The organism is Exiguobacterium sp. s183, from assembly GCF_018617655.1.
Classification (GTDB): Bacteria; Bacillota; Bacilli; order Exiguobacteriales; family Exiguobacteriaceae; genus Exiguobacterium; species Exiguobacterium aestuarii_A.
The window spans coordinates 23,678-43,848 of the sequence record NZ_JACSKN010000009.1; the positions used below are offsets into that span (position 1 = coordinate 23,678).

At 47.9% G+C, this 20,171-nt stretch carries 19 protein-coding genes and 2 tRNA genes; all 21 read left to right on the forward strand.

Annotation, left to right across the window (positions count from 1 at the left end):
- The 21 genes from yabN to lysS all read left to right on the forward strand — a co-directional run bounded on the left by yabN (position 1) and on the right by lysS (position 19,812).
- Positions 1 to 1,416, forward strand: a complete 1,416-nt coding sequence (gene yabN / locus KNP62_RS14800) for a bifunctional methyltransferase/pyrophosphohydrolase YabN (protein WP_214786209.1) — start codon at positions 1 to 3, stop codon at positions 1,414 to 1,416.
- On the forward strand, positions 1,413 to 1,685 hold the full coding sequence (locus KNP62_RS14805; RefSeq protein WP_214697198.1) for an RNA-binding S4 domain-containing protein: 273 nt from the start codon (positions 1,413 to 1,415) through the stop codon (positions 1,683 to 1,685). The genes yabN and KNP62_RS14805 overlap by 4 nt, the downstream gene beginning before the upstream one ends.
- Positions 1,686 to 1,727: 42 nt before the next feature.
- Positions 1,728 to 2,102, forward strand: coding sequence for an FtsB family cell division protein (locus KNP62_RS14810; RefSeq protein ID WP_074036621.1), 375 nt, complete (start codon positions 1,728 to 1,730; stop codon positions 2,100 to 2,102).
- A 74-nt stretch (positions 2,103 to 2,176) separates the two neighbouring features.
- On the forward strand, positions 2,177 to 2,692 hold the full coding sequence (locus KNP62_RS14815; protein WP_214697200.1) for a S1 domain-containing RNA-binding protein: 516 nt from the start codon (positions 2,177 to 2,179) through the stop codon (positions 2,690 to 2,692).
- A gap of 202 nt (positions 2,693 to 2,894) precedes the next feature.
- A complete protein-coding gene (locus KNP62_RS14820) occupies positions 2,895 to 5,507 on the forward strand; it encodes a YhgE/Pip domain-containing protein (protein ID WP_214786211.1) in 2,613 nt (870 codons plus the stop codon).
- A 142-nt stretch (positions 5,508 to 5,649) separates the two neighbouring features.
- Positions 5,650 to 5,726 (forward strand) — tRNA-Met (locus tag KNP62_RS14825).
- 9 nt (positions 5,727 to 5,735) lie between these two features.
- Positions 5,736 to 5,807: transfer RNA gene (locus KNP62_RS14830), tRNA-Glu, on the forward strand.
- A gap of 68 nt (positions 5,808 to 5,875) precedes the next feature.
- Positions 5,876 to 7,102: a tRNA lysidine(34) synthetase TilS gene (tilS, locus tag KNP62_RS14835; RefSeq protein ID WP_214786213.1), complete on the forward strand. Its 1,227-nt coding sequence runs from the start codon at positions 5,876 to 5,878 to the stop codon at positions 7,100 to 7,102.
- Between the two features lie 35 nt (positions 7,103 to 7,137).
- The gene (gene hpt, locus KNP62_RS14840) at positions 7,138 to 7,683 is read left to right on the forward strand and encodes a hypoxanthine phosphoribosyltransferase (protein ID WP_012727721.1); all 546 of its coding nucleotides are present in this window, start codon (positions 7,138 to 7,140) and stop codon (positions 7,681 to 7,683) included.
- A gap of 105 nt (positions 7,684 to 7,788) precedes the next feature.
- A complete protein-coding gene (gene ftsH, locus KNP62_RS14845) occupies positions 7,789 to 9,813 on the forward strand; it encodes an ATP-dependent zinc metalloprotease FtsH (protein ID WP_074036633.1) in 2,025 nt (674 codons plus the stop codon).
- A 93-nt stretch (positions 9,814 to 9,906) separates the two neighbouring features.
- A complete protein-coding gene (locus KNP62_RS14850) occupies positions 9,907 to 10,671 on the forward strand; it encodes a type III pantothenate kinase (protein ID WP_214749858.1) in 765 nt (254 codons plus the stop codon).
- Positions 10,672 to 10,690: 19 nt separating this feature from the next.
- The gene (gene hslO / locus KNP62_RS14855) at positions 10,691 to 11,620 is read left to right on the forward strand and encodes an Hsp33 family molecular chaperone HslO (RefSeq protein ID WP_274665391.1); all 930 of its coding nucleotides are present in this window, start codon (positions 10,691 to 10,693) and stop codon (positions 11,618 to 11,620) included.
- 84 nt (positions 11,621 to 11,704) lie between these two features.
- Positions 11,705 to 12,658 (forward strand): cysteine synthase A, encoded by a 954-nt coding sequence (gene cysK, locus KNP62_RS14860; protein ID WP_214786215.1) that lies wholly within the window; start codon positions 11,705 to 11,707, stop codon positions 12,656 to 12,658.
- 94 nt (positions 12,659 to 12,752) lie between these two features.
- Entirely contained in the window at positions 12,753 to 14,132 is a 1,380-nt protein-coding gene (locus tag KNP62_RS14865; protein WP_353047539.1) for an anthranilate synthase component I family protein, read from the forward strand.
- Complete coding sequence (gene pabA / locus KNP62_RS14870; protein WP_214697212.1) at positions 14,129 to 14,713, forward strand: aminodeoxychorismate/anthranilate synthase component II; 585 nt, start codon at positions 14,129 to 14,131, stop codon at positions 14,711 to 14,713. The genes KNP62_RS14865 and pabA overlap by 4 nt, the downstream gene beginning before the upstream one ends.
- Positions 14,697 to 15,515: an aminotransferase class IV gene (locus KNP62_RS14875; RefSeq protein WP_214786217.1), complete on the forward strand. Its 819-nt coding sequence runs from the start codon at positions 14,697 to 14,699 to the stop codon at positions 15,513 to 15,515. Before pabA ends, KNP62_RS14875 begins: the two co-directional genes overlap by 17 nt.
- Positions 15,516 to 15,526: 11 nt before the next feature.
- A complete protein-coding gene (gene folP, locus KNP62_RS14880; RefSeq protein WP_214786220.1) occupies positions 15,527 to 16,312 on the forward strand; it encodes a dihydropteroate synthase in 786 nt (261 codons plus the stop codon).
- Entirely contained in the window at positions 16,305 to 16,670 is a 366-nt protein-coding gene (gene folB, locus KNP62_RS14885) for a dihydroneopterin aldolase (protein ID WP_214786222.1), read from the forward strand. Before folP ends, folB begins: the two co-directional genes overlap by 8 nt.
- Positions 16,667 to 17,164, forward strand: a complete 498-nt coding sequence (gene folK / locus KNP62_RS14890; protein ID WP_214786224.1) for a 2-amino-4-hydroxy-6-hydroxymethyldihydropteridine diphosphokinase — start codon at positions 16,667 to 16,669, stop codon at positions 17,162 to 17,164. Before folB ends, folK begins: the two co-directional genes overlap by 4 nt.
- A 70-nt stretch (positions 17,165 to 17,234) precedes the next feature.
- On the forward strand, positions 17,235 to 18,173 hold the full coding sequence (gene dusB, locus KNP62_RS14895; RefSeq protein WP_243834802.1) for a tRNA dihydrouridine synthase DusB: 939 nt from the start codon (positions 17,235 to 17,237) through the stop codon (positions 18,171 to 18,173).
- Positions 18,174 to 18,321: 148 nt separating this feature from the next.
- Positions 18,322 to 19,812, forward strand: coding sequence for a lysine--tRNA ligase (gene lysS / locus KNP62_RS14900; protein WP_214786226.1), 1,491 nt, complete (start codon positions 18,322 to 18,324; stop codon positions 19,810 to 19,812).
- The last annotated feature ends 359 nt before the right edge of the window (positions 19,813 to 20,171 follow it).

A 20,171-nucleotide genomic window follows, 5' to 3' on the forward strand; every position in this document is an offset into this window, starting at 1 on the left:
ATGGGTTATACAATCACGGTGGTCGGTCTTGGATCTGGTGAGCTGAATCAATTGCCACTCGGAGTGTACCGTCATTTGAAGCAACAACCGCTCGTTTGGCTACGGACGAAAGAACACCCTGTCGTACGTGAGTTAGAGTCAGAAGGGCTCGCATTCGAGTCGTTTGATTCGATTTATGAATCGAGTGATACGTTTGAAGAGGTGTACGATCAAATTGTCGAGACGTTGATGAACAAAAGTGAAGAGATGGCTATCACGTATGCTGTACCCGGTCACCCGTTCGTCGCCGAGCGAACTGTCGAGCTTTTGGTGGAACGTGGAGCGGACCTTCACGTACTCGGCGGGCAAAGCTTCTTAGATGCGATGTTCCAAGCTTTGCAAATCGATCCAATCAACGGCTTTCAGTTGTTGGATGCGACGGCGCTCGACCTTGAACGCCTGCAAGTGACGCAACATGTGTTGATTGGTCAAGTGTACGATGGATTTGTAGCGGGAGATGTAAAAGTGCAGCTGATGGAACGATATCCGGATGAGCACCCTGTCACCCTCGTGACAGCTGCGGGTACCACACAAGAACGAATCGAACACATTCCGTTGTTCGAGATGGACCGCATGGCGGAAGTGAACAACTTGACGACGCTCTATGTTCCGCCACTCGCGGATGAAGCTTATTTGGCAAAAGACTTTGCAACGCTCAAACAAATCATCGCCACACTTCGTGGACCGGACGGTTGCCCGTGGGATCGCAAACAAACGCATGAGTCGCTTCGGAAGTATTTATTAGAAGAAGCGTATGAACTCATTGAAGCCATCAACGCAGAAGATGACGATGCCATCATTGAAGAACTCGGCGACGTGTTGCTTCAAGTCATGTTACATGCCCAAATCGGTGCAGACGAAGGATATTTCGATATTCGTGATGTCATCGGGGCAATCAGTGAAAAGATGGTCCGCCGTCATCCGCACGTCTTTGGAGATGTCACCGTCGAAGATGCCTCCGACGTGGTAAAAAATTGGAATACGATTAAACAAGCGGAAAAAGGGGAAAAGAAACAATCGCAACTCGATGGTGTACTCGTCGACCAACCTTCATTGATGCGTGCTGAACAACTTCAAAAGAAAGCCGGCCAAATCGGATTCGAATGGGATGACGTGTCGGGCGCTTTCGAAAAATTGGAAGAAGAACTGCACGAGTGGCGTGAAGAGTTGAGTGACGAATCAGAACTTGGCGATGTATTATTCTCCATCGTCAACATCGCGCGATACGTTGGGCTAAATGCCGAGCAAGCGTTAGAACAGACGAACCGAAAGTTCAAACGTCGATTCGAGTATATAGAAGCGAATGGTGACCTTCAGCAGATGACGCTCGAACAGATGGATGCTCTTTGGAACGAGGCAAAGGAGAAAGGGTTATGAGATTAGATAAATTTTTGAAAGTATCCCGCTTGATCAAGCGACGCACGCTCGCAAAAGAAGTAGCAGATCAAGGGCGGATTCAGCTAAATGGACAAGTGGCGAAGGCGAGTACCGATGTTAAAGTCGGAGACGAGCTGCAAATTCGATTCGGAAACAAGCTCGTCACGGTCGTCATCGACTCGATTGCGGAACATGCACGTAAAGAAGATGCGAAAGAAATGTATCGTTTACTTAAAGAAGAGAAGATGGACGGTAGTATCGACTCGTAAAAAAAAGTATACTTAATGTATTAAGAGGAGGGGGATGAGGCGATGAACGGACGTAATCCGATGGATCGACAACGGCGCATTCGAGCGCTAGATGAGCGTAGAGAACAGCTGGAAAAAGACACACATCGCCGAAGAGTTCATCTTCGACGTCGTTTGGCGGCAGCCTCACTCCTATTTTTATTCGTCATGGTATTGATTGGACAGAGTTACTTTTCAAAGGTAGGCTATGTATCGGACCAACAACAAGCTTACGCACAAGCGAAAGTGGAGTTGCAAGAGCAGAAAGCCGAGCAAGATGAGTTGAAGGAACAAGTGGAACGTTTGCAGGATGAGGATTATATCGCGAACTTAGCGCGAAACGAGCTCCTCTTCTCCAAAGATGGAGAGATTATTTTCTACTTCTCCCCAGAGGAATAAGTCGGTTCGTTGACCGTTGAGGAAACGACTCGTATAATTGAAAAGAATCAATCAAAAAAGGAGTACATTATTTTATGTCAATTGAAGTAGGAAGCAAGGTACAAGGTAAGGTTACAGGGATTACGCATTTCGGAGCGTTCGTCGAGCTCCCAAACGGCAAGACAGGATTAGTACACATCAGTGAAGTGGCGGACTCTTACGTCAAAGACATTAACGAAGTGTTGACAGTCGGTCAAGAAGTCACGGTAAAAGTGTTGAACGTCGAAAATGATGGGAAAATCGGGTTATCCATCAAGAAAGCAGTCGATCGTCCTGTAAGTGAACGCCCTGAACGTCCAGAGCGTCCAGCCGGTGAGCGTTTCTCTCGTGGCCCACGCCCAGGTGGCCCAGGTCAAGGTGGTCCGCGCGGTGGCGGTCCACGCGGTGGCGGCGGCCCACGTGGCGGCGGTCGTCGTGGTGAACAACGCCGTGAACCAGAAACATTCGATACGTTGATGAGCAAATTCTTGAAAGACAGCGACGAGCGTCTTTCGACGTTGAAACGTCAAACAGATTCGAAACGCGGTGGACGTGGAGCCAAACGCGGGTAATCCTTCGATACCAATTAGCTTCTACTCGTAACCATATAGGTCTTGTAACAAGACAAGTCGTGAACATTTTTGTTCACGACTTTTTTTGTTTTAAAAAATTTATAAAAAATAACTAAATATAGTTGATTTTTTTCGAGGAAGAGAGCAAAATAGGGAACATGAAAAAATAGTTATGTTTTATAAGTGAAGGTGGAGAGAAAAAATGAATGGATGGAAACTATGGACGGCGGAGTGGCGGAGTATCTTTAAGAACCCACGTGTGTTGGTTCCGATTCTCGCAGTCGCGCTCGTACCGTTAATGTATGCCGGTATGTTTTTGTGGGCTTTCTGGGATCCGTATGGACAGATGAAAGATTTACCGGTCGCCATCGTCAACGAAGACAAAGGGGCATCATTTGAAGGGGAGTCACTTGAAATCGGGAACGATCTGATTGATAAGTTGTTAGATTCGGAAGCCTTTGAGTTTGTCGAGACGACAAAGAAGGAAGCAGAATCTGGATTGAAAGACCATGATTATTACATGGCAATCGAGATTCCAGAAGACTTCTCGGAGAAGGCGACGACCGCTCTAGATGAAAATCCAGAGCAACTTGAATTGAAGTACATTGCGAATGAATCGTATAACTTCCTAGCCGCACAAATCGGTGGCTCTGCAATGGAGCAAGTGAAAGCAGAGCTTTCGACCGAGGTATCGAAACAGTACGTCAGTGCATTGAAAGATGGATTAAATGACGTGGCGGACGGACTTGGTGAAGCCGCGGATGGTGCGACAAAACTTGCCGACGGTTCTACGTCAGCGAAGGATGGTGCCGTCAAATTGGCGGATGGAACGGAACTTCTCGCCACGAAACAACGCGAACTTGCAGATGGTGCAAGTGAGTTAAATGACGGAATCGCTCAGTTGTCCGATGGTTCATCTGAACTCGCGGACGGGACGACACTACTCGCCACGAAACAACGTGAGCTCGCGAATGGTGCAAGCCAGTTAAACGATGGTGTGACTCAGTTAGCAGAAGGTTCATCGGCACTAGCGGATGGGAGTCAGCAAGTGTACGACGGGTCAACTGCTTTGTCAGACGGGGTACACCGCGTGAATGATGGCGCATCCGCCTTACAAGACGGAACGAGCCAGCTCGTCGAAGGAACAGGGGCATTCGCCTCTAAATTGGATGAGCTTCACACGGGTGCGAAAACGTTGAATCAAGGCGTTCAAGACCTTGCTGCTGGCATCGAGCGCTCAAAAGAAGGGGCGTCTGCATTGAATGACGGCGCAAACCAACTAGCAGGTGCATTGACGAAAGCGAAAGAAGGAAACACTGCTCTCATCGCGGGTCAAACTGAAGTGGTCAATGGAATTGGACAAATGAAATCTGAATTGACGGCGAAACAGGATGAGTTGATTGGACAATTAACGGCACTTGCTGAATCCGGTCAATCTGCGTCACCTGAAATGCTTCAAGCCATCGCAGCACAACTCAGTGAAGGAAAACAAGCGACAGCGGCTGGGTTTGATCAATTAGCCGCAGGGGCGACGCAAGTGAAAGAGGGACAGACCTCATTGGCGGCAGGTCTTGCGCAAGCAGAAACAGGTGCAGGACAACTTTCGTCAGGACTTTCTGAATTGAACACGGGTCAAACGAAGTTAGCGGAAGGTGCTCAGGCGTTAGCAAGTGGTTCTAGTCAAATCGCACAAGGAACACAAACCGCAGCTAGCCGCTCACAAGAACTCGTGTCAGCGAGTTCAAAACTCAATCAAGGTGCAACACAACTTCAAGACGGGACAACTGAACTTACGGCAGGCAGTGACAAACTCGTAGCCGCGACTGGACAGTTGTCTGAAGGTAGTGTGAAGCTTGCCGATGGTGCGAAAAGCGCAAGTTCGGGAACGAGTGAGTTGGCGAATGGTGCTACTCAATTAGCGGACGGTGGGCAAAAACTTCAAGAAGGTAGTCGTGAACTTGCCGATGGCGCGAAGACTGCCGGGGCAGGAACAAGCAAGTTGACGGACGGCGCGAATCAGCTCGCGGACGGCGGACAAGAACTTTCAGATGGTAGCGGAGAACTCGCAGATGGAATGACAGATCTCGCATCAGGTAGCGATGAACTTCGTGACGCTCTAGTCAAAGGTGCGAAAGATGCAGACATCGGATTGAACGATGAAAATGTCGAGATGATGGCAGGACCAGTGTCGCTCGTCGACAACTCGATTCACGAGGTACCAAACTATGGTACAGGGTTTGCTCCATACTTCATGTCACTCGGACTCTTTATCGGGGCGCTTCTCTTATCAATCGTCTATCCATTGTACGATCCAGCTGGACGTCCAAAACGTAGTCTATCATGGGTATTGTCGAAGTCTGGTGTTCTCATGGTCGTCGGATTCCTTCAAGCGCTCATTTTAGACGTGGCGATGGTGCAACTATTAGGACTTGAAGTGAGCGAACCATTGAAGTTCTTCGGATTCAGTTGGTTGACGAGCATCACATTCCTCTTTATTGTGCAGTTACTCGTAACCACACTCGGGAACCCAGGACGTTTTGTAGCAATCGTCTTGTTAATCTTGCAATTGACGACTTCTGCCGGAACGTTCCCGCTCGAGTTGATTCCACGAGCGTTGCAACCGTTCAATGCGCTCCTTCCAATGACGTATACGGTTGCCGGATATAAAGAAATCTTGTCAGCTGACGGTGCACAGTATTTGCAGACGGCGACAACGTATTTAGTATTTGTGGCTGCTGGATGTTTTGCATTACTGTGGGCATACTTCCGAATCGCATGGAAGAAAAAATATCGTCAAGTTGTATCAGAAGCATGATGTAAAAACGTAATGAAATCGTGTATAGTGATGAAGATGACACTATGCACGATTTTTTTATTAAAAAAAATTCAAAAAAGAATTGACACTCGAATGGTGACTGGTTATTATAGAAAATGTGCTTAGGACACAACAATAACATGGCGGTGTAGCTCAGCTGGCTAGAGCGTACGGTTCATACCCGTGAGGTCGTGGGTTCGACTCCCTCCGCCGCTACCATTTTATTTAGGCCCGTTGGTCAAGCGGTTAAGACACCGCCCTTTCACGGCGGTAACACGGGTTCGAATCCCGTACGGGTCACTTAGCCTAAGCGAAAAGAAGCCATCTCAATCGAGATGGCTTCTTTTGTTATATCAAGGAGGGAATTCATGAAAAAAGTGCTCGTCGCAGTGTCTGGTGGGGTGGATTCCATTGTCTTATTGGATCGTCTCGTCAAAAAGGGATGGAATGTTGCGGTGGCGCATGTCCATCATGGCGTACGAGAAGCTTCAGACGAAGAGTATATGTTCGTCGCCCGCGTCGCAGCAACCTACCATATTCCGTTTCATGGAACGCATCTCTGCTTTCAAGATGGAGGATCACAAGCCCGATACCGGGAAGCCCGCTATCAATTTTTTGAAGACGTCATGAACGAATATGGATATGACACATTGGCCACGGCGCATCATGCGGATGACGAGCTAGAAACAGTGCTCATTCAACTACATCGAAACGTGATCGAAGTGAAAGGGATTCCCGAAAGCCGGCAATTTGGTAACGGGAGGCTCATCCGTCCGTTGTTACATGAGTCGAAAGCTCAACTGATCGAGTATGCACGACAGAATGAATTAGAGTGGCGCGAAGACGCAACGAACCAAGAACGTACTTACTTAAGGAATCAAATTCGCCATGAGATTGTGCCGCGACTGAAACAGATGCGGCCATCGATTGTGAGAGAAGTCAGCGGAGTGGCAAAGGAGGCCCGTGCTGATTGGGATAGCAGGTATCAATCGTGCGAACAATGGGTGGAGGCATATGTCGAACTTGAAATGAAAGCGTTTCATGTGAAACTCAAGGATTTCGAGCGCTTATCATTCCTTGAACGGTATACAGTCGGTCGATTGCTGTCCTCTCGTTACGAGGTGAATGTGAACGAGGCGATGGATAAGCTACTCCAGAGTCAAAAGGATACAGGAACCTATCATCTGACAGGCGAGTGGTTCATGACGAAGCAGAATAGGGTACTGAATCTTGTACAGCGCTCTACGCCAGATTCACTTCACCCCATTCAAATTGATTCGTTGCCGACCGTTGTTGAATTCGGAGACCGAACTATCTCTTTATCTGTCGAGGAGGGGAGAGAGGGCATTCCGTTACATGAGATCACTTATCCGCTTACGATTCGGACAAGTGCACCAGGTGACCGAATGCGATTAGCCGTGGGGACAAAGAAAGTGTCCCGTATCCTGATCGACGAAAAGATTGAGCGGACGATTCGTCCGACTCTACCCCTGCTTGAAGATGCCTCAGGACGAATTCTCGCTATTGTCGGGGTACGAGTTTCAGAATTTCTAGACAAGTCGGATGCGATTTGCCTACGATTAATGGTAAAATGATGATTGTGTCGAAACAGAAAGAGGAGGATTTCAAGATGTCATTAATGAACGATATGGAGAAAATTTTAATCTCACGTGAAGAGATTCAAGAAAAGGTGAAAGAACTCGCTGGAACACTTAGCGAAGACTATAAAGAAGAGTTTCCGCTTCTCGTGTGTGTATTGAAAGGCGCGATGCCGTTCATGTCTGATCTCGTCAAAGAAATGGATATCCATTTAGAAATGGATTTCATGGACGTGTCGACGTATCACGGAGGTACTTCTTCAACAGGTGAAGTGAAAATCGAGAAAGATTTAAATACATCTGTAGAAGGACGCGACATCTTGATTGTAGAAGATATTATTGATAGTGGATTGACGCTTGGCTATCTCGTCGATCTTCTTAAATACCGTAAAGCGAAGTCTGTGAAGATCGTCACGCTTCTCGACAAACCGACAGGACGTAAAAATGGTTTATCAGCAGACTATAGCGGTTTCGTGATTCCACACGAGTTCGTTGTCGGTTACGGTCTCGATTATGAAGAGAAATATCGTAACCTTCCTTACGTCGGTGTGCTCAAACCGAGCGTTTACGGGGGCTAACGTTTTTCTTTTGAAAATGTGACGTGGTAAGATAAAAGAAATCCCCAAAGTATAGGCATATACTGAATGGGCGAGAACATCGTTTCTCGGAATAGGAGGCAGAGAATGAATCGTGCAGTGAAAAACACATTGGTTTTTGGTGTGATTTTCCTAGCCTTGATCTTGTTCCTTCAATATTTGCAGAATCCGAATAGTCAGAGTGAAACCCTCTCGTATTCGAAATTCCTAGAATATGTGGAAGATGATCGGATTGAGACGGCAACCGTACAAGAAATCCCGGGGGCTATCTCGATTACAGGCGACCTTACAGGAGATGACGACCAGCGTTACGAAACAAACATTCCAGCGAACGAAGCTGAATATGCGGATGTATTAACGCAGCTTCGAGCGAATACGGATATTCAAATCGAGGAGGCTGAATCGAACAGTAGCTGGTTCAGCATCGTCTTCGCGATTTTACCGTTCATTATCATCTTCATCTTGTTCTTCTTCTTGTTGAACCAGGCGCAAGGTGGTGGCGGTGGTGGTCGTGTGATGAACTTCGGGAAATCGAAGGCGAAACTATACGACCAAGAAAAACGTCGCGTCACATTCAAAGATGTGGCCGGAGCAGACGAAGAGAAACAAGAACTCATCGAAGTTGTTGAATTCTTGAAAGACCCTCGTAAGTTCTCGAAACTCGGTGCGCGTATTCCAAAAGGGGTCTTACTCGTTGGTCCTCCAGGGACAGGTAAAACACTTTTGGCCCGTGCAGTAGCCGGAGAAGCCGGAGTACCATTCTTCTCGATCTCAGGTTCGGACTTCGTTGAGATGTTCGTCGGGGTCGGTGCGTCACGTGTCCGTGACTTGTTCGAAAATGCGAAAAAGAATGCTCCATGTATCATCTTCATCGATGAAATCGATGCGGTCGGACGCCAACGTGGTGCCGGTCTCGGCGGTGGCCACGATGAGCGTGAACAAACATTGAACCAATTGCTCGTTGAAATGGATGGATTCAGTGACAATGAAGGGATTATCATGGTTGCGGCGACAAACCGTCCGGATATCCTTGACCCAGCCCTCCTTCGTCCAGGTCGTTTTGACCGTCAAATCACGGTCGATCGTCCAGATGTAAAAGGGCGCGAAGAAGTGTTGAAAGTCCATGCACGCAACAAGCCACTTGACTCAACTGTAGACTTGAAGTCAATCGCACAACGTACACCTGGTTTCTCTGGGGCTGACTTGGAAAACCTCTTGAACGAAGCAGCACTCGTTGCGGCACGTTCAAACCGTACGGCAGTATCGGTTGTCGATGTCGAAGAAGCAATTGACCGTGTCATTGCAGGACCTTCGAAGAAGAGCCGAATCATTTCTGAAAAAGAACGTAACATTGTCGCTTATCACGAAGCGGGTCACACAATCATCGGTCTTGAGCTTGAGAATGCGGATGAAGTACACAAAGTGACGATTGTCCCACGCGGTAACGCTGGAGGATACGTCGTCATGCTTCCAAAAGAAGATCGTTACTTCATGACAAAACCTGAACTCGAAGATAAGATTGTCGGACTTCTTGGTGGACGCGTCGCCGAAGATGTCATCTTTGGTGAAGTGTCAACAGGAGCGAGCAACGACTTCCAACGTGCGACAGGGATTGCGCGTAAGATGGTCATGGATTACGGGATGAGTGATAAGCTCGGACCGCTCCAGCTCGGTTCAAACCATGGCGGACAAGTCTTCCTTGGCCGTGACTTCCAGACAGAGCAGAACTACTCGGATGCGATTGCTCAAGAGATCGATTTAGAGATTCGTGACATCATCAACCGCTGTTACGCGAAAGCGAAACAGATTTTGACAGAACGTCGCGAAGACCTCGAACTCGTTGCGAAGACATTGCTTGATGTAGAAACGCTCGACTCGAAACAGATTCGTCACTTGATCAAGACACGTGAATATCTCCCGCATGAGCCGGAAGAAGACGTGGATGCATCAACGGACTCGGACGACGCAGCGAAGAAAGATGATGCGGCCGTGCAACACGGACAAATCGTCGATCAACCTGAAGTTGTTCAAGACAGCCAACCGGATGTCGTACCTGAAGGCGATAAGCCAGAGGCGACTCCTACGGAACGTCCGAACAACGAATCACGTTAATGAATGAGACGAATGCCCTTGACGAGGCATTCGTCTTTTTTCGTGTTATAATTCGAGCGAACTGCAATTGACAACAAAGTGAGGAACTATATCATGATTTTAGTGATTGATGTTGGAAATACAAATATTGTTCTAGGGATGTACGATGGAGATAATCTCGTACACCATTGGCGAATTTCAACGGACCGGACGAAAACGACGGATGAGTATGGCATGCTAGTGAAATCGCTCTTTGACCATTCGAACGTCTCGTTCGATCAAGTCGATGGTGTCATTTTGTCCTCTGTCGTACCTCCTGTTATTTTCCCACTTGAACAAATGTCACAACGATACTTCAATGTACGTCCAATCGTTGTGGGCCCAGGTGTGAAGACAGGATTAGACATTCACGTCGAGAATCCCCGCGAAGTCGGGGCCGACCGAATTGTCAACGCGGTGGCAGGAATCGCCAAGTATGACGGTCCGCTCATAATTGTTGATTTTGGAACGGCAACCACGTATTGTTACATCGATGAGAAACGTCGCTACCATGGCGGCATTATCTCACCAGGTATCATGATTTCAGTGGAAGCACTTTATCAACGTGCTGCGAAATTACCACGGATTGAATTGGCAACCCCACCAACGGTTATCGGGAAAAATACGATTCAAGCGATGCAATCGGGGACGTATTATGGCTATGTCGCCCAAGTGGATGGCATCGTGAATCGGATGAAGCGTGAAGTTGGTGAAGCGACCGTCATTGCGACTGGAGGATTGGCACGATTGATCAGTGAACATGCAGAAACGATTGACCATGTAGATTCGTTCCTGACACTCGAAGGCCTCCGCCTCATTTACGAGCGCAATCAAAAGTAAACTAAAGGAGTTAACTCATATGATTCATTCAGAACAACAAGTATTACTCGATCAAATGAAAGACGACTATCTCGTTCGGGCCCTCGGCTTTAATGGAGAGGTGCGTGCCTTTGCAGCACGTACAACAAAGACAGTGTACGAAACACAACTTCGTCATCAAACGACACCGGTTGCCTCAGCCGCCCTCGGACGGACGATGACAATCGGTTCGATGATCGGAGCCATGCAAAAAGGTGCGGCACGCGTCACACTTAAAGTGGAAGGTGATGGTCCAATCGGGAAAATCATCGTAGACGCAGATACGGCAGGAGATGTCCGTGGATACGTATCTTACCCTCGTGTCGATGGCGGGACGTTCGTCAACGAGCAGGGATTGACGAAGTTGAAAGTCGGCGAAGCGGTCGGAAAAGGAACGGTCTCTGTCATTAAAGACTTAGGCTTGAAAGATTATGTCGGTGGTTCTTCAGAGATTCAAACAGGTGAAATCAGTGAAGACTTCACATACTACTTCGCAACATCTGAACAAGTACCATCAGTCGTCGGAGCAGGTGTTCTCGTCTTACCAGAAGATGAATCGATTCTTGCTGCAGGTGGTGTCATCGTTCAGTTGCTGCCGAACGCCTCCGAAGAGACCGTACAGGCGCTCGAAAAAGCACTTCAGACGTTCCCGCCAGTATCTGTTTTAATCGGTGAAGAAAAAACACCGGAAGAAATGCTTCAATTACTCCTCGGCGATAGCCTTGATGTCCTCGATACGAACCCAATTCAGTTCAATTGCACATGCAGTCGTGAACGAATGGAAAGCGCCATTATCGGTCTTGGAAAAGAAGAGATTCGCCAAATGATCGAGGAAGACGGCGGAGCCGAAGCGGTTTGCCATTTCTGTGGTGAAAAATATCATTTCTCGGCTGAACAGTTGGAAACAATGAAAGAGCAGGCACAATCGTAAGCAACGTTCCAAATTGCATATTTTCAATTCGATAGGGTATGATAACAATATCGGAATAGTCGGAATTATGAAGGAGGAAATGTAATGCGAATCGTAAACTCAGTGACAGACTTGATTGGAAAGACTCCGATTGTGAAATTGAACGGCATGACTGGACCAGAAGATGCCGATGTGTATCTGAAGCTTGAATATATGAACCCAGGGTCAAGTGTTAAAGACCGGATTGCTCTCGCCATGATCGAAGCGGCAGAAAAAGACGGAATCTTGAAGCCTGGTGATACCATCATCGAACCAACGAGCGGGAACACGGGAATCGGTTTGGCGATGGTCAGTGCCGCGAAAGGATATAAAGCCATTCTCGTCATGCCTGAGACGATGAGCATGGAGCGTCGTAACCTTCTTCGTGGATACGGGGCCGAGCTCATCTTGACGCCAGGACCAGAAGGAATGGGTGGAGCGATTCGTCGTGCTACTGAAGAAGCTGAGCAACATGGCTACTTCCTTCCGCAACAATTCAACAACGCAGCGAACCCGAACGTGCATGAAATGACGACGGGACCTGAAATTGTCGAGGCGTTCGAAGAGTCAGGACTTTCGGTGGATGCTCTCATCGCGGGAGTCGGTACAGGTGGTACGATCACCGGTGCAGGAAAAGTCGTGAAAGCGAAATATCCAGACGTGAAAATTTTGGCGGTTGAACCGGTTGATTCTCCAGTCTTGTCTGGTGGGAAGCCAGGACCTCATAAGATTCAAGGAATTGGTGCCGGCTTTGTCCCATCCATTCTGGATACTGAGATTTATGAGGGTGTCCTTCAAATCACGACAGACCAGGCGTTTGAATACGCGCGCCAAGCGGCACGCACGAACGGTGTCCTCGGTGGGATTTCTTCAGGGGCTGCCATTGCAGCGGCACTTGATACGGCGAAGCGCCTCGGTAAAGGGAAAAACGTATTGGCGATTATCCCGTCAAACGGAGAACGTTACTTGAGCACACCGCTTTATCAATTTGATGAAGAATCAAACGAGAGTCGCGTATAACATTTCAGGCAGTAATCGAGAGACATTCTCTTTCGGTTGCTGCCTTTTCTTGTGTACAATAAAAGGCATGAATGAATAGACGGAGGAATGACAAGTGAGATCGACAGCGTTCAGAACGAAGCGGATGACGAAAGAAAAGATGTATGAGGCATACATGACGTTGACAGCAGACCAGCCGTACCACGCATGGCTAGAAAGTGGAAGGGCAGGACGGTATACGATTGCGGGAATCGAACCGTTCGGTCGCTTCCATGTAAAAGACGGTGTCGGTCTCTTACAAATAGGGGAAACGACTGAAACGATGTATGGGAAACCAATCGAGATGGTTAGTGAAGTGCGGAAACGATTTGAAGCTGAGCGTCCGGAAGGGGCACCTCCCTTCTTCGGTGGCATGATTGGTTATGTCAGCTATGACGTTTCTCGAACGATTGAGCGACTCCCGAGCCAGGCAGAAGATGATTTAGCGACGCCGGACGTCTCGTTTCTGTTGTTTGATGAAGTGGCTGTGTTCGACGAAGAGAATTCGACGCTCTATTTGATGGTCACAGCAGAGGGCAATGCCGAACGTAAAGCAGATCGCTTGGCAGCCATGTGGAACGTCGAATCACACTACGCATTCAAGCCGACTGAACAATTGCCTGTCGAGCGTTCGCGCTCCATGTCTCAGGACGAATTTGTGGAGGCGGTCAAACGAATTCAGTCTTATATCGTGGAAGGCGACGTGTTCCAAGTGAATTTGAGCGTTCGTCAATCCGAACCGTTACGCGCCGACCCCCGTCGTGTTTATGATACGCTTCGTCAAATGAATCCATCTCCTTACATGGGATACTTTGTGGATGACGCACTGACAATGGTCTCCGCTTCACCGGAACTATTGCTTGAAAAACACGGGTCTGACATTTCAACGCGACCGATCGCGGGTACGCGTCCACGTGGAAAAGATGATGTTGAGGACTTGGAATTGGCGAACACGCTACTTGAAAATGAGAAGGAGCGAGCGGAACACGTCATGCTCGTCGACTTGGAACGGAACGACCTCGGGAAAGTCGCGGCATACGGTAGTGTTCATGTGGACGAATTGATGGTGATTGAAAAGTATTCACATGTTCAGCATATCGTCTCGAACGTACGGGGTACGATTCGTGATGAAGTATCAGGAGCGGAGGCGCTAGCAGCGATGTTCCCTGGTGGTACGATTACCGGTGCACCGAAAATTCGGACGATGGAAATTATCGAAGAACTTGAACCAGTTCGCCGGGGATTATACACCGGGTCATATGGATGGTTAAGTTGGGACGATGATCTCGTCTTCAACATCACCATTCGAACGATGGTCGTGAAAGATGGGATTGCATACGTTCAAGCGGGAGCGGGCATCGTCATCGATTCGGATCCGGTCTCAGAATATGAAGAATCTCTGTCCAAAGCGAAGGCGCTATGGGCGGCGAAGCAAATGACGGAGGAGACGACATGATTGTACTAATCGACAACTATGACTCATTCACATACAACTTAGTGCAGTATTTTGGAGAACTCGGTGAAGAACTGGTCGTTTATCGAAACGATGAAGTGACGATTCAAGACATTGAGAAACTTGCTCCGAGCTACCTGGTCATTTCCCCTGGACCTTGTACACCGAACGAAGCCGGGATTAGCGTCGAGGCGATTCAAGCGTTCGCAGGGCGTATTCCAATTTTAGGTGTTTGTCTCGGTCATCAAGCGATTGCGCAAGCATTCGGAGGAGACGTCGTTCATGCGGAGCGGCTGATGCATGGGAAAACGTCGAAGATTCAACATGACGGGAAGTCGATTTTCAAGGATATTCCTCAGCAGACGGTCGTGACCCGTTATCACTCGTTATCTGTGGAGCGTTCTACCTTACCGGAATGTTTGATGGTCACAGCAGAAACAGAAACGAAAGAAATCATGGCACTCCGGCATCGGACGCTCCCGATTGAAGGCGTTCAGTATCATCCTGAAGCGATTTTGACCGAACATGGAAAAGAGATGATTCGAAACTTTATCGAGGAGTACCGCCATGTGGTATTGGCATAACGGGAACCTTGTTGAGCGAGAGGATGCATGGATTCCCGTCGAGGACCATGGATTCTTATATGGGATGGGTTTATTCGAGACGTTTCGAACATATGATTTCATTCCGTTCTTGTTCGATGCGCATTGGGAACGATTGATGAAGAGTGTAGATGAGCTGTGGATTGATTTTCCGTACACGAAGGAAGAAATCGAGACGGCGATTCAGCAATTGTGTCGTCAAAATGAAGCTCCTGACTTGTATATCCGATTGAACGTATCGGCAGGAGTCGCGCCGCTCGGTCTGTATGCCGGACGATATGAAAAACCGAACGTCACGTTGATTGCCAAACCGCTCTCCTCAGAAGTTGTGCCACAAGAGAAGCGAGTCGAACCGATCCCTTTCCCAAGAAGTCGTCCTGAAGCGGCTTTTCGATTGAAGTCGCATCATTACATGAACAATATCCTCGGAAAACGCACCTTGCAAGACCAGGATGCTGAAGGATTGTTTGCGGACGAACAAGGCTACGTGGTGGAAGGGCTCGTGTCGAACATCTTTTGGGTCGGATCTGATGATGTGTTGTATACGACACCCCTTTCGAGCGGAGCACTCGCGGGCGTGACGCGACAATGGGTAATCGATTGCTTTCCCGTGGTGGAGCAATCGGTGACATTTGATGGATTAACCGCAGCAAAAGAGATTTGGATGACGAACTCGATTCAGCAAGTCGCTCCGGTGACGCATTATGGAAATCTGCAATACCCCGGTAAAGACGGGGAACGATTTAACGAAGTGTGGGCGGAGCTCGTTCGTTCACTTGGATAGGAGGCTGAAACATGACGAAAATCATGGGTATTTTAAACGTGACCCCGGACTCGTTTTCAGACGGAGGACGATATACAGCGGTCGAAGAAGCCGTACGTCACGCAAAGCAACTCGTACGAGAAGGTGCGGATGCGATTGATGTCGGTGGTGAATCGACGCGACCCGGTGCGGCGCTTGTTTCTGCAGAAGAAGAAATTGAACGTGTCGTCCCGATCATCGAACGATTGGTACAAGAAATAGATGTTCCGATCTCGATTGATACGTATAAGCCTGCTGTTGCGAGGGCGGCATTAGAAGCGGGTGCGACAATCATCAATGACGTCTGGGGCTCGAAGTGGGGAGATCGGTCGATGGTGCGTGTCGCCTTTGAATATGGCGTCCCCATCATTTTGATGCATAACCGAGAAAATCGAGACTACCATCATTTTATTGAAGATGTGGTGAGTGATTTGCAGGAGTCGATTGAGATTGCTCATGCAGCGGGTGTGAAAGATGAGCATATTTGGCTAGACCCAGGAATCGGGTTCGCAAAAGACGTGGCGCAAAATCTAGAGCTCATGAATCACCTCGATTTGATCACGCGTCTTGGCTATCCGGTGTTACTAGGTACGTCCCGTAAATCGTTTATCGGCCAAACGCTCGATTTACCAACCGAAGAACGCGTGGAAGGGACGATTGCGACGACGTGTTTAGGCATCATGAAAGGGTGCGATTGGGTACGCGTCCATGATGTGAAAGAGAATATGCGTGCAGCGAAGATGATGGATGCGATGATGAGGGGGAACGGACATGGATAAGATTTTTGTGAACGGCATGCGCTTTTATGGATATCATGGTGTGTTTGAAGAGGAGAATCGTCTCGGTCAACGGTTTCACGTGGATTTAATGTGTGAATTGGACCTTGCACCTGCTGGGAAGTCAGATGATTTACAGGATGGAGTCAGCTACGCGGGGTTATATCAAGTTACAGAAGACATTGTAACAGGAGAACCGGTCAATTTACTCGAAACACTCGGAGAACGAATCACGACGGCCATTTTGGCACATCATGATTTGATTCAAAGTGTGACAGTAAAAGTAATCAAGCCGGACCCACCAATCCCAGGACATTACGACTCGGTGGCGATTGAGATGACAAGGAGACGCACGACATGATTTATATCGCATTAGGAGCAAATATCGGGGAGCGGGCCGCACAATTGTCTGACGCGATTGATGAAATGGGAAAAATGGGTGTTACGGTCACGAAGCAATCATCGGTTTATGAGACCGCCCCTGTCGGTTATACCAATCAACCATCATTTTATAATATGGTGGTCGAAGTGGAGACTCATCAATCTGTAACGGACTTATTAAACACCCTTCAACAAATTGAACGGCAGTTAGGTCGAGAGCGTCTCTTTAAGAACGGTCCGCGCACCATCGACCTTGACATCCTCTATTATAATGGGGAAGATATACAATCAGAACACTTGACGGTACCACATCCGCGGATGCAGGAACGTGCGTTTGTGCTCGCTCCGTTAGCTGAGATTGCGCCAGAACTCATCGTCCGAGGACGAACGGTCGCATCATGGCTAGCAGATTTACCGATGGCAGACCGCCAAGATGTCGTTCGGTTACAGTTGCTAACGAATTTGGTGAAATGAAGGATGTGTTGTCTTGACAGGCTTTAAGATTGGAAATATAGATATTAAAAACCGTGCAGTCCTTGCACCGATGGCTGGCGTGACCAACCCGGCATTCCGATTGATTGCAAAAGAATTCGGGGCGGGACTCGTCTGTGCTGAAATGGTCAGTGATAAAGGGATTTTGCTGGAGAACGCGCGGACGATGCGCATGCTATATGTCGATGAACGAGAAAAACCGCTCAGCTTGCAAATTTTTGGTGGTTCTAAAGATACACTCGTCAAAGCGGCGCAGTACGTCGATCAAAATACGAATGCCGACATCATTGATATCAACATGGGTTGTCCTGTGCCGAAAGTAACGAAATGTGACGCAGGTGCAAAGTGGTTACTTGATCCGGATAAAGTGTATGAGATGGTCAATGCCGTCACGAATGTGGTCGAAAAACCGGTCACGGTGAAAATGCGCCTTGGTTGGGACGATGATCACATCTTTATTTTGGACAACGTCAAAGCGGCTCAGACAGGTGGGGCGGCAGCCATTGCCATTCATGGACGTACGCGAGCCCAACAATATGAGGGAACTGCGAACTGGGATTGGATCGGTGAAGCGAAGAAAGTCGCGACCGTGCCGATTATCGGGAACGGGGACATTGCCACACCACAAGACGCGAAGCGTGTCATTGATCAATACGGTGTGGATGCCGTCATGATTGGGCGTGCTGCACTTGGGAACCCGTGGATGCTCTATCAGACGGTTCAGTACCTCGAAACGGGAGAACTTCCACCGGAACCAGCAGCTCGTGAAAAAATTGATATTTGCATGTTGCACCTCGACCGATTGAGCGCAATTAAAGGTGAGCTGACGGCCGTTCGTGAAATGCGTCAACATGCGGCTTGGTATTTGAAAGGGTTGAAAGGCAGTGGTCCAATTCGCAAACAAATCAATGAAACGGAATCGCGTGAGGCTTTCGCAGCGGTCCTGTATGGATTTGTTGATCAACTCGAACGACAACTGTCAGAAGTGTGAACTAGAGAAAAGAACTAATTTATGGTAAGCTTGTTTGGCGAAAAAGTGCACCACAACGAATGAACGGCTTCGGCTGTGCTGTTGGCCATCGGGTCGACAGTTTTTTGTTAGGGATAAACCCAATATGGATAGAGGAGTGAATGGAATAGTGAGCCACGAGTTAGAAATGAATGATCAAATGCAGGTTCGTTTTGAGAAGATGACCGATATGCGCGAGCGCGGTCTCGACCCGTTCGGTCAACGCTTTGATCGTTCTGCGCACGCAGGTGAATTACATGAGCAGTATGAATCAGTTGAAAAAGAGGCTTTAGCAGAGCAGGACGTAGAAGTCACGTTAGCGGGTCGCATCATGACGAAACGCGGGAAAGGGAAAGTATTTTTTGCCCACATTCAAGATGTGACAGGCCAGATTCAAATTTACGTTCGTAAAAACGATGTCGGGGATGAGCCGTTTGACTTGTTCAAATCATCAGACCTCGGTGATATCGTTGGTGTCAAAGGAAAGCTCTTTAAAACAAATGTAGGTGAACTCTCGATTCATGTGGAAGAGTTTGAGCTCTTGACGAAAGCACTTCGCCCGCTTCCGGACAAATATCATGGATTGAAAGATGTGGAACAGCGCTATCGCCAACGTTATCTTGATTTGATCACAAACCAAGATTCACGCCAGACATTCATTTTGCGTAGCCGCATCATTTCTGAGATTCGCAACTTCTTAAATCAAAAAGGATATTTAGAAGTGGAAACACCGATGTTACACACGATTGCGGGTGGAGCAGCGGCGCGTCCGTTCTTAACGCATCATAATGCGTTGGATATGGAACTTTATATGCGTATTGCCATCGAACTTCACTTGAAACGCTTAATCGTTGGTGGACTCGAGCGCGTTTATGAAATCGGACGTGTGTTCCGTAACGAAGGAATCTCGACACGCCACAACCCTGAATTCACAATGATCGAATTGTATGAGGCGTATGCCGATTACAACGACATCATGGATTTGACGGAAGAATTGGTTGCGCACGTAGCGAAAGAAGTACTCGGTACAACAGATGTACAATATGGTGAAGATACAATTCACCTCGGCATCGGTTGGAAACGTGCACACATGGTCGACCTTGTTAAAGAAGAGACAGGTGTAGACTTCTGGCAACAAATGTCCGACGAAGAAGCACGTGCCCTTGCGAAAGAGCATGGTGTGGAAGTTCAGGACCATATGACGTTCGGTCATATCGTCAACGAGTTCTTTGAGCAAAAGGTCGAAGAGACATTGCTTCAACCAACATTCGTGACAGGACACCCAGTTGAAGTGTCGCCGTTAGCGAAGAAAAACGAAACGGATCCACGCTTCACAGATCGTTTTGAATTGTTCATCGTTCGTCGTGAACACGCGAATGCCTTCACGGAGTTGAACGATCCAATCGATCAACGTGAGCGTTTCGAAGCACAATTGCTTGAAAAAGAAGCAGGTAACGACGAGGCGCATGAACTCGATAACGATTTCCTTGAGGCGCTTGAGTACGGTATGCCACCAACAGGTGGACTTGGAATCGGGATTGACCGTCTTGTCATGTTATTGACGAACGCACCATCAATCCGCGACGTTCTTCTTTTCCCTACAATGCGTCATCAACAGTAAATAATAGTAGAGGAGCCGGTTTGTACGTAGGTGCAATCCAGCTTCTCTTTTTTTATTTTTAAGGATGAACGCTTGGAAACAAGCCGTTGAATAAAGGGTAAACTCTAACGGAAAAACTTTTTTGAAAAAACTTTATAAAAAACCCTTGCGTTAATTAAAGGTGTGCGGTAAAGTAATAAACGTTGCCGCTGATGGCAGCGGAAAGAAATAAAAAAAGTGGTTGACAACTGTGTCGATGACTTGTATTATTTTAAGAGTCGCAAAGAGCGACAGACGAACTTTGAAAACTGAACGATGAGGCAAAAATAAGTTTTACAATTTTTGAATGAAGCGCAAGCTTCGTCAATTTAAGAGCTATA

What these genes read in the sequence shown, in the direction of transcription:
- yabN (WP_214786209.1), top strand. Translation starts at nt 1, where the DNA reads ATGGGTTATACAATCACGGTGGTCGGTCTTGGATCTGGTGAGCTGAAT.
- KNP62_RS14805 (WP_214697198.1), top strand. Translation starts at nt 1,413, where the DNA reads ATGAGATTAGATAAATTTTTGAAAGTATCCCGCTTGATCAAGCGACGC.
- KNP62_RS14810 (WP_074036621.1), top strand. Translation starts at nt 1,728, where the DNA reads ATGAACGGACGTAATCCGATGGATCGACAACGGCGCATTCGAGCGCTA.
- KNP62_RS14815 (WP_214697200.1), top strand. Translation starts at nt 2,177, where the DNA reads ATGTCAATTGAAGTAGGAAGCAAGGTACAAGGTAAGGTTACAGGGATT.
- KNP62_RS14820 (WP_214786211.1), top strand. Translation starts at nt 2,895, where the DNA reads ATGAATGGATGGAAACTATGGACGGCGGAGTGGCGGAGTATCTTTAAG.
- tilS (WP_214786213.1), top strand. Translation starts at nt 5,876, where the DNA reads ATGAAAAAAGTGCTCGTCGCAGTGTCTGGTGGGGTGGATTCCATTGTC.
- hpt (WP_012727721.1), top strand. Translation starts at nt 7,138, where the DNA reads ATGTCATTAATGAACGATATGGAGAAAATTTTAATCTCACGTGAAGAG.
- ftsH (WP_074036633.1), top strand. Translation starts at nt 7,789, where the DNA reads ATGAATCGTGCAGTGAAAAACACATTGGTTTTTGGTGTGATTTTCCTA.
- KNP62_RS14850 (WP_214749858.1), top strand. Translation starts at nt 9,907, where the DNA reads ATGATTTTAGTGATTGATGTTGGAAATACAAATATTGTTCTAGGGATG.
- hslO (WP_274665391.1), top strand. Translation starts at nt 10,691, where the DNA reads ATGATTCATTCAGAACAACAAGTATTACTCGATCAAATGAAAGACGAC.
- cysK (WP_214786215.1), top strand. Translation starts at nt 11,705, where the DNA reads ATGCGAATCGTAAACTCAGTGACAGACTTGATTGGAAAGACTCCGATT.
- pabA (WP_214697212.1), top strand. Translation starts at nt 14,129, where the DNA reads ATGATTGTACTAATCGACAACTATGACTCATTCACATACAACTTAGTG.
- KNP62_RS14875 (WP_214786217.1), top strand. Translation starts at nt 14,697, where the DNA reads ATGTGGTATTGGCATAACGGGAACCTTGTTGAGCGAGAGGATGCATGG.
- folP (WP_214786220.1), top strand. Translation starts at nt 15,527, where the DNA reads ATGACGAAAATCATGGGTATTTTAAACGTGACCCCGGACTCGTTTTCA.
- folB (WP_214786222.1), top strand. Translation starts at nt 16,305, where the DNA reads ATGGATAAGATTTTTGTGAACGGCATGCGCTTTTATGGATATCATGGT.
- folK (WP_214786224.1), top strand. Translation starts at nt 16,667, where the DNA reads ATGATTTATATCGCATTAGGAGCAAATATCGGGGAGCGGGCCGCACAA.
- dusB (WP_243834802.1), top strand. Translation starts at nt 17,235, where the DNA reads ATGGCTGGCGTGACCAACCCGGCATTCCGATTGATTGCAAAAGAATTC.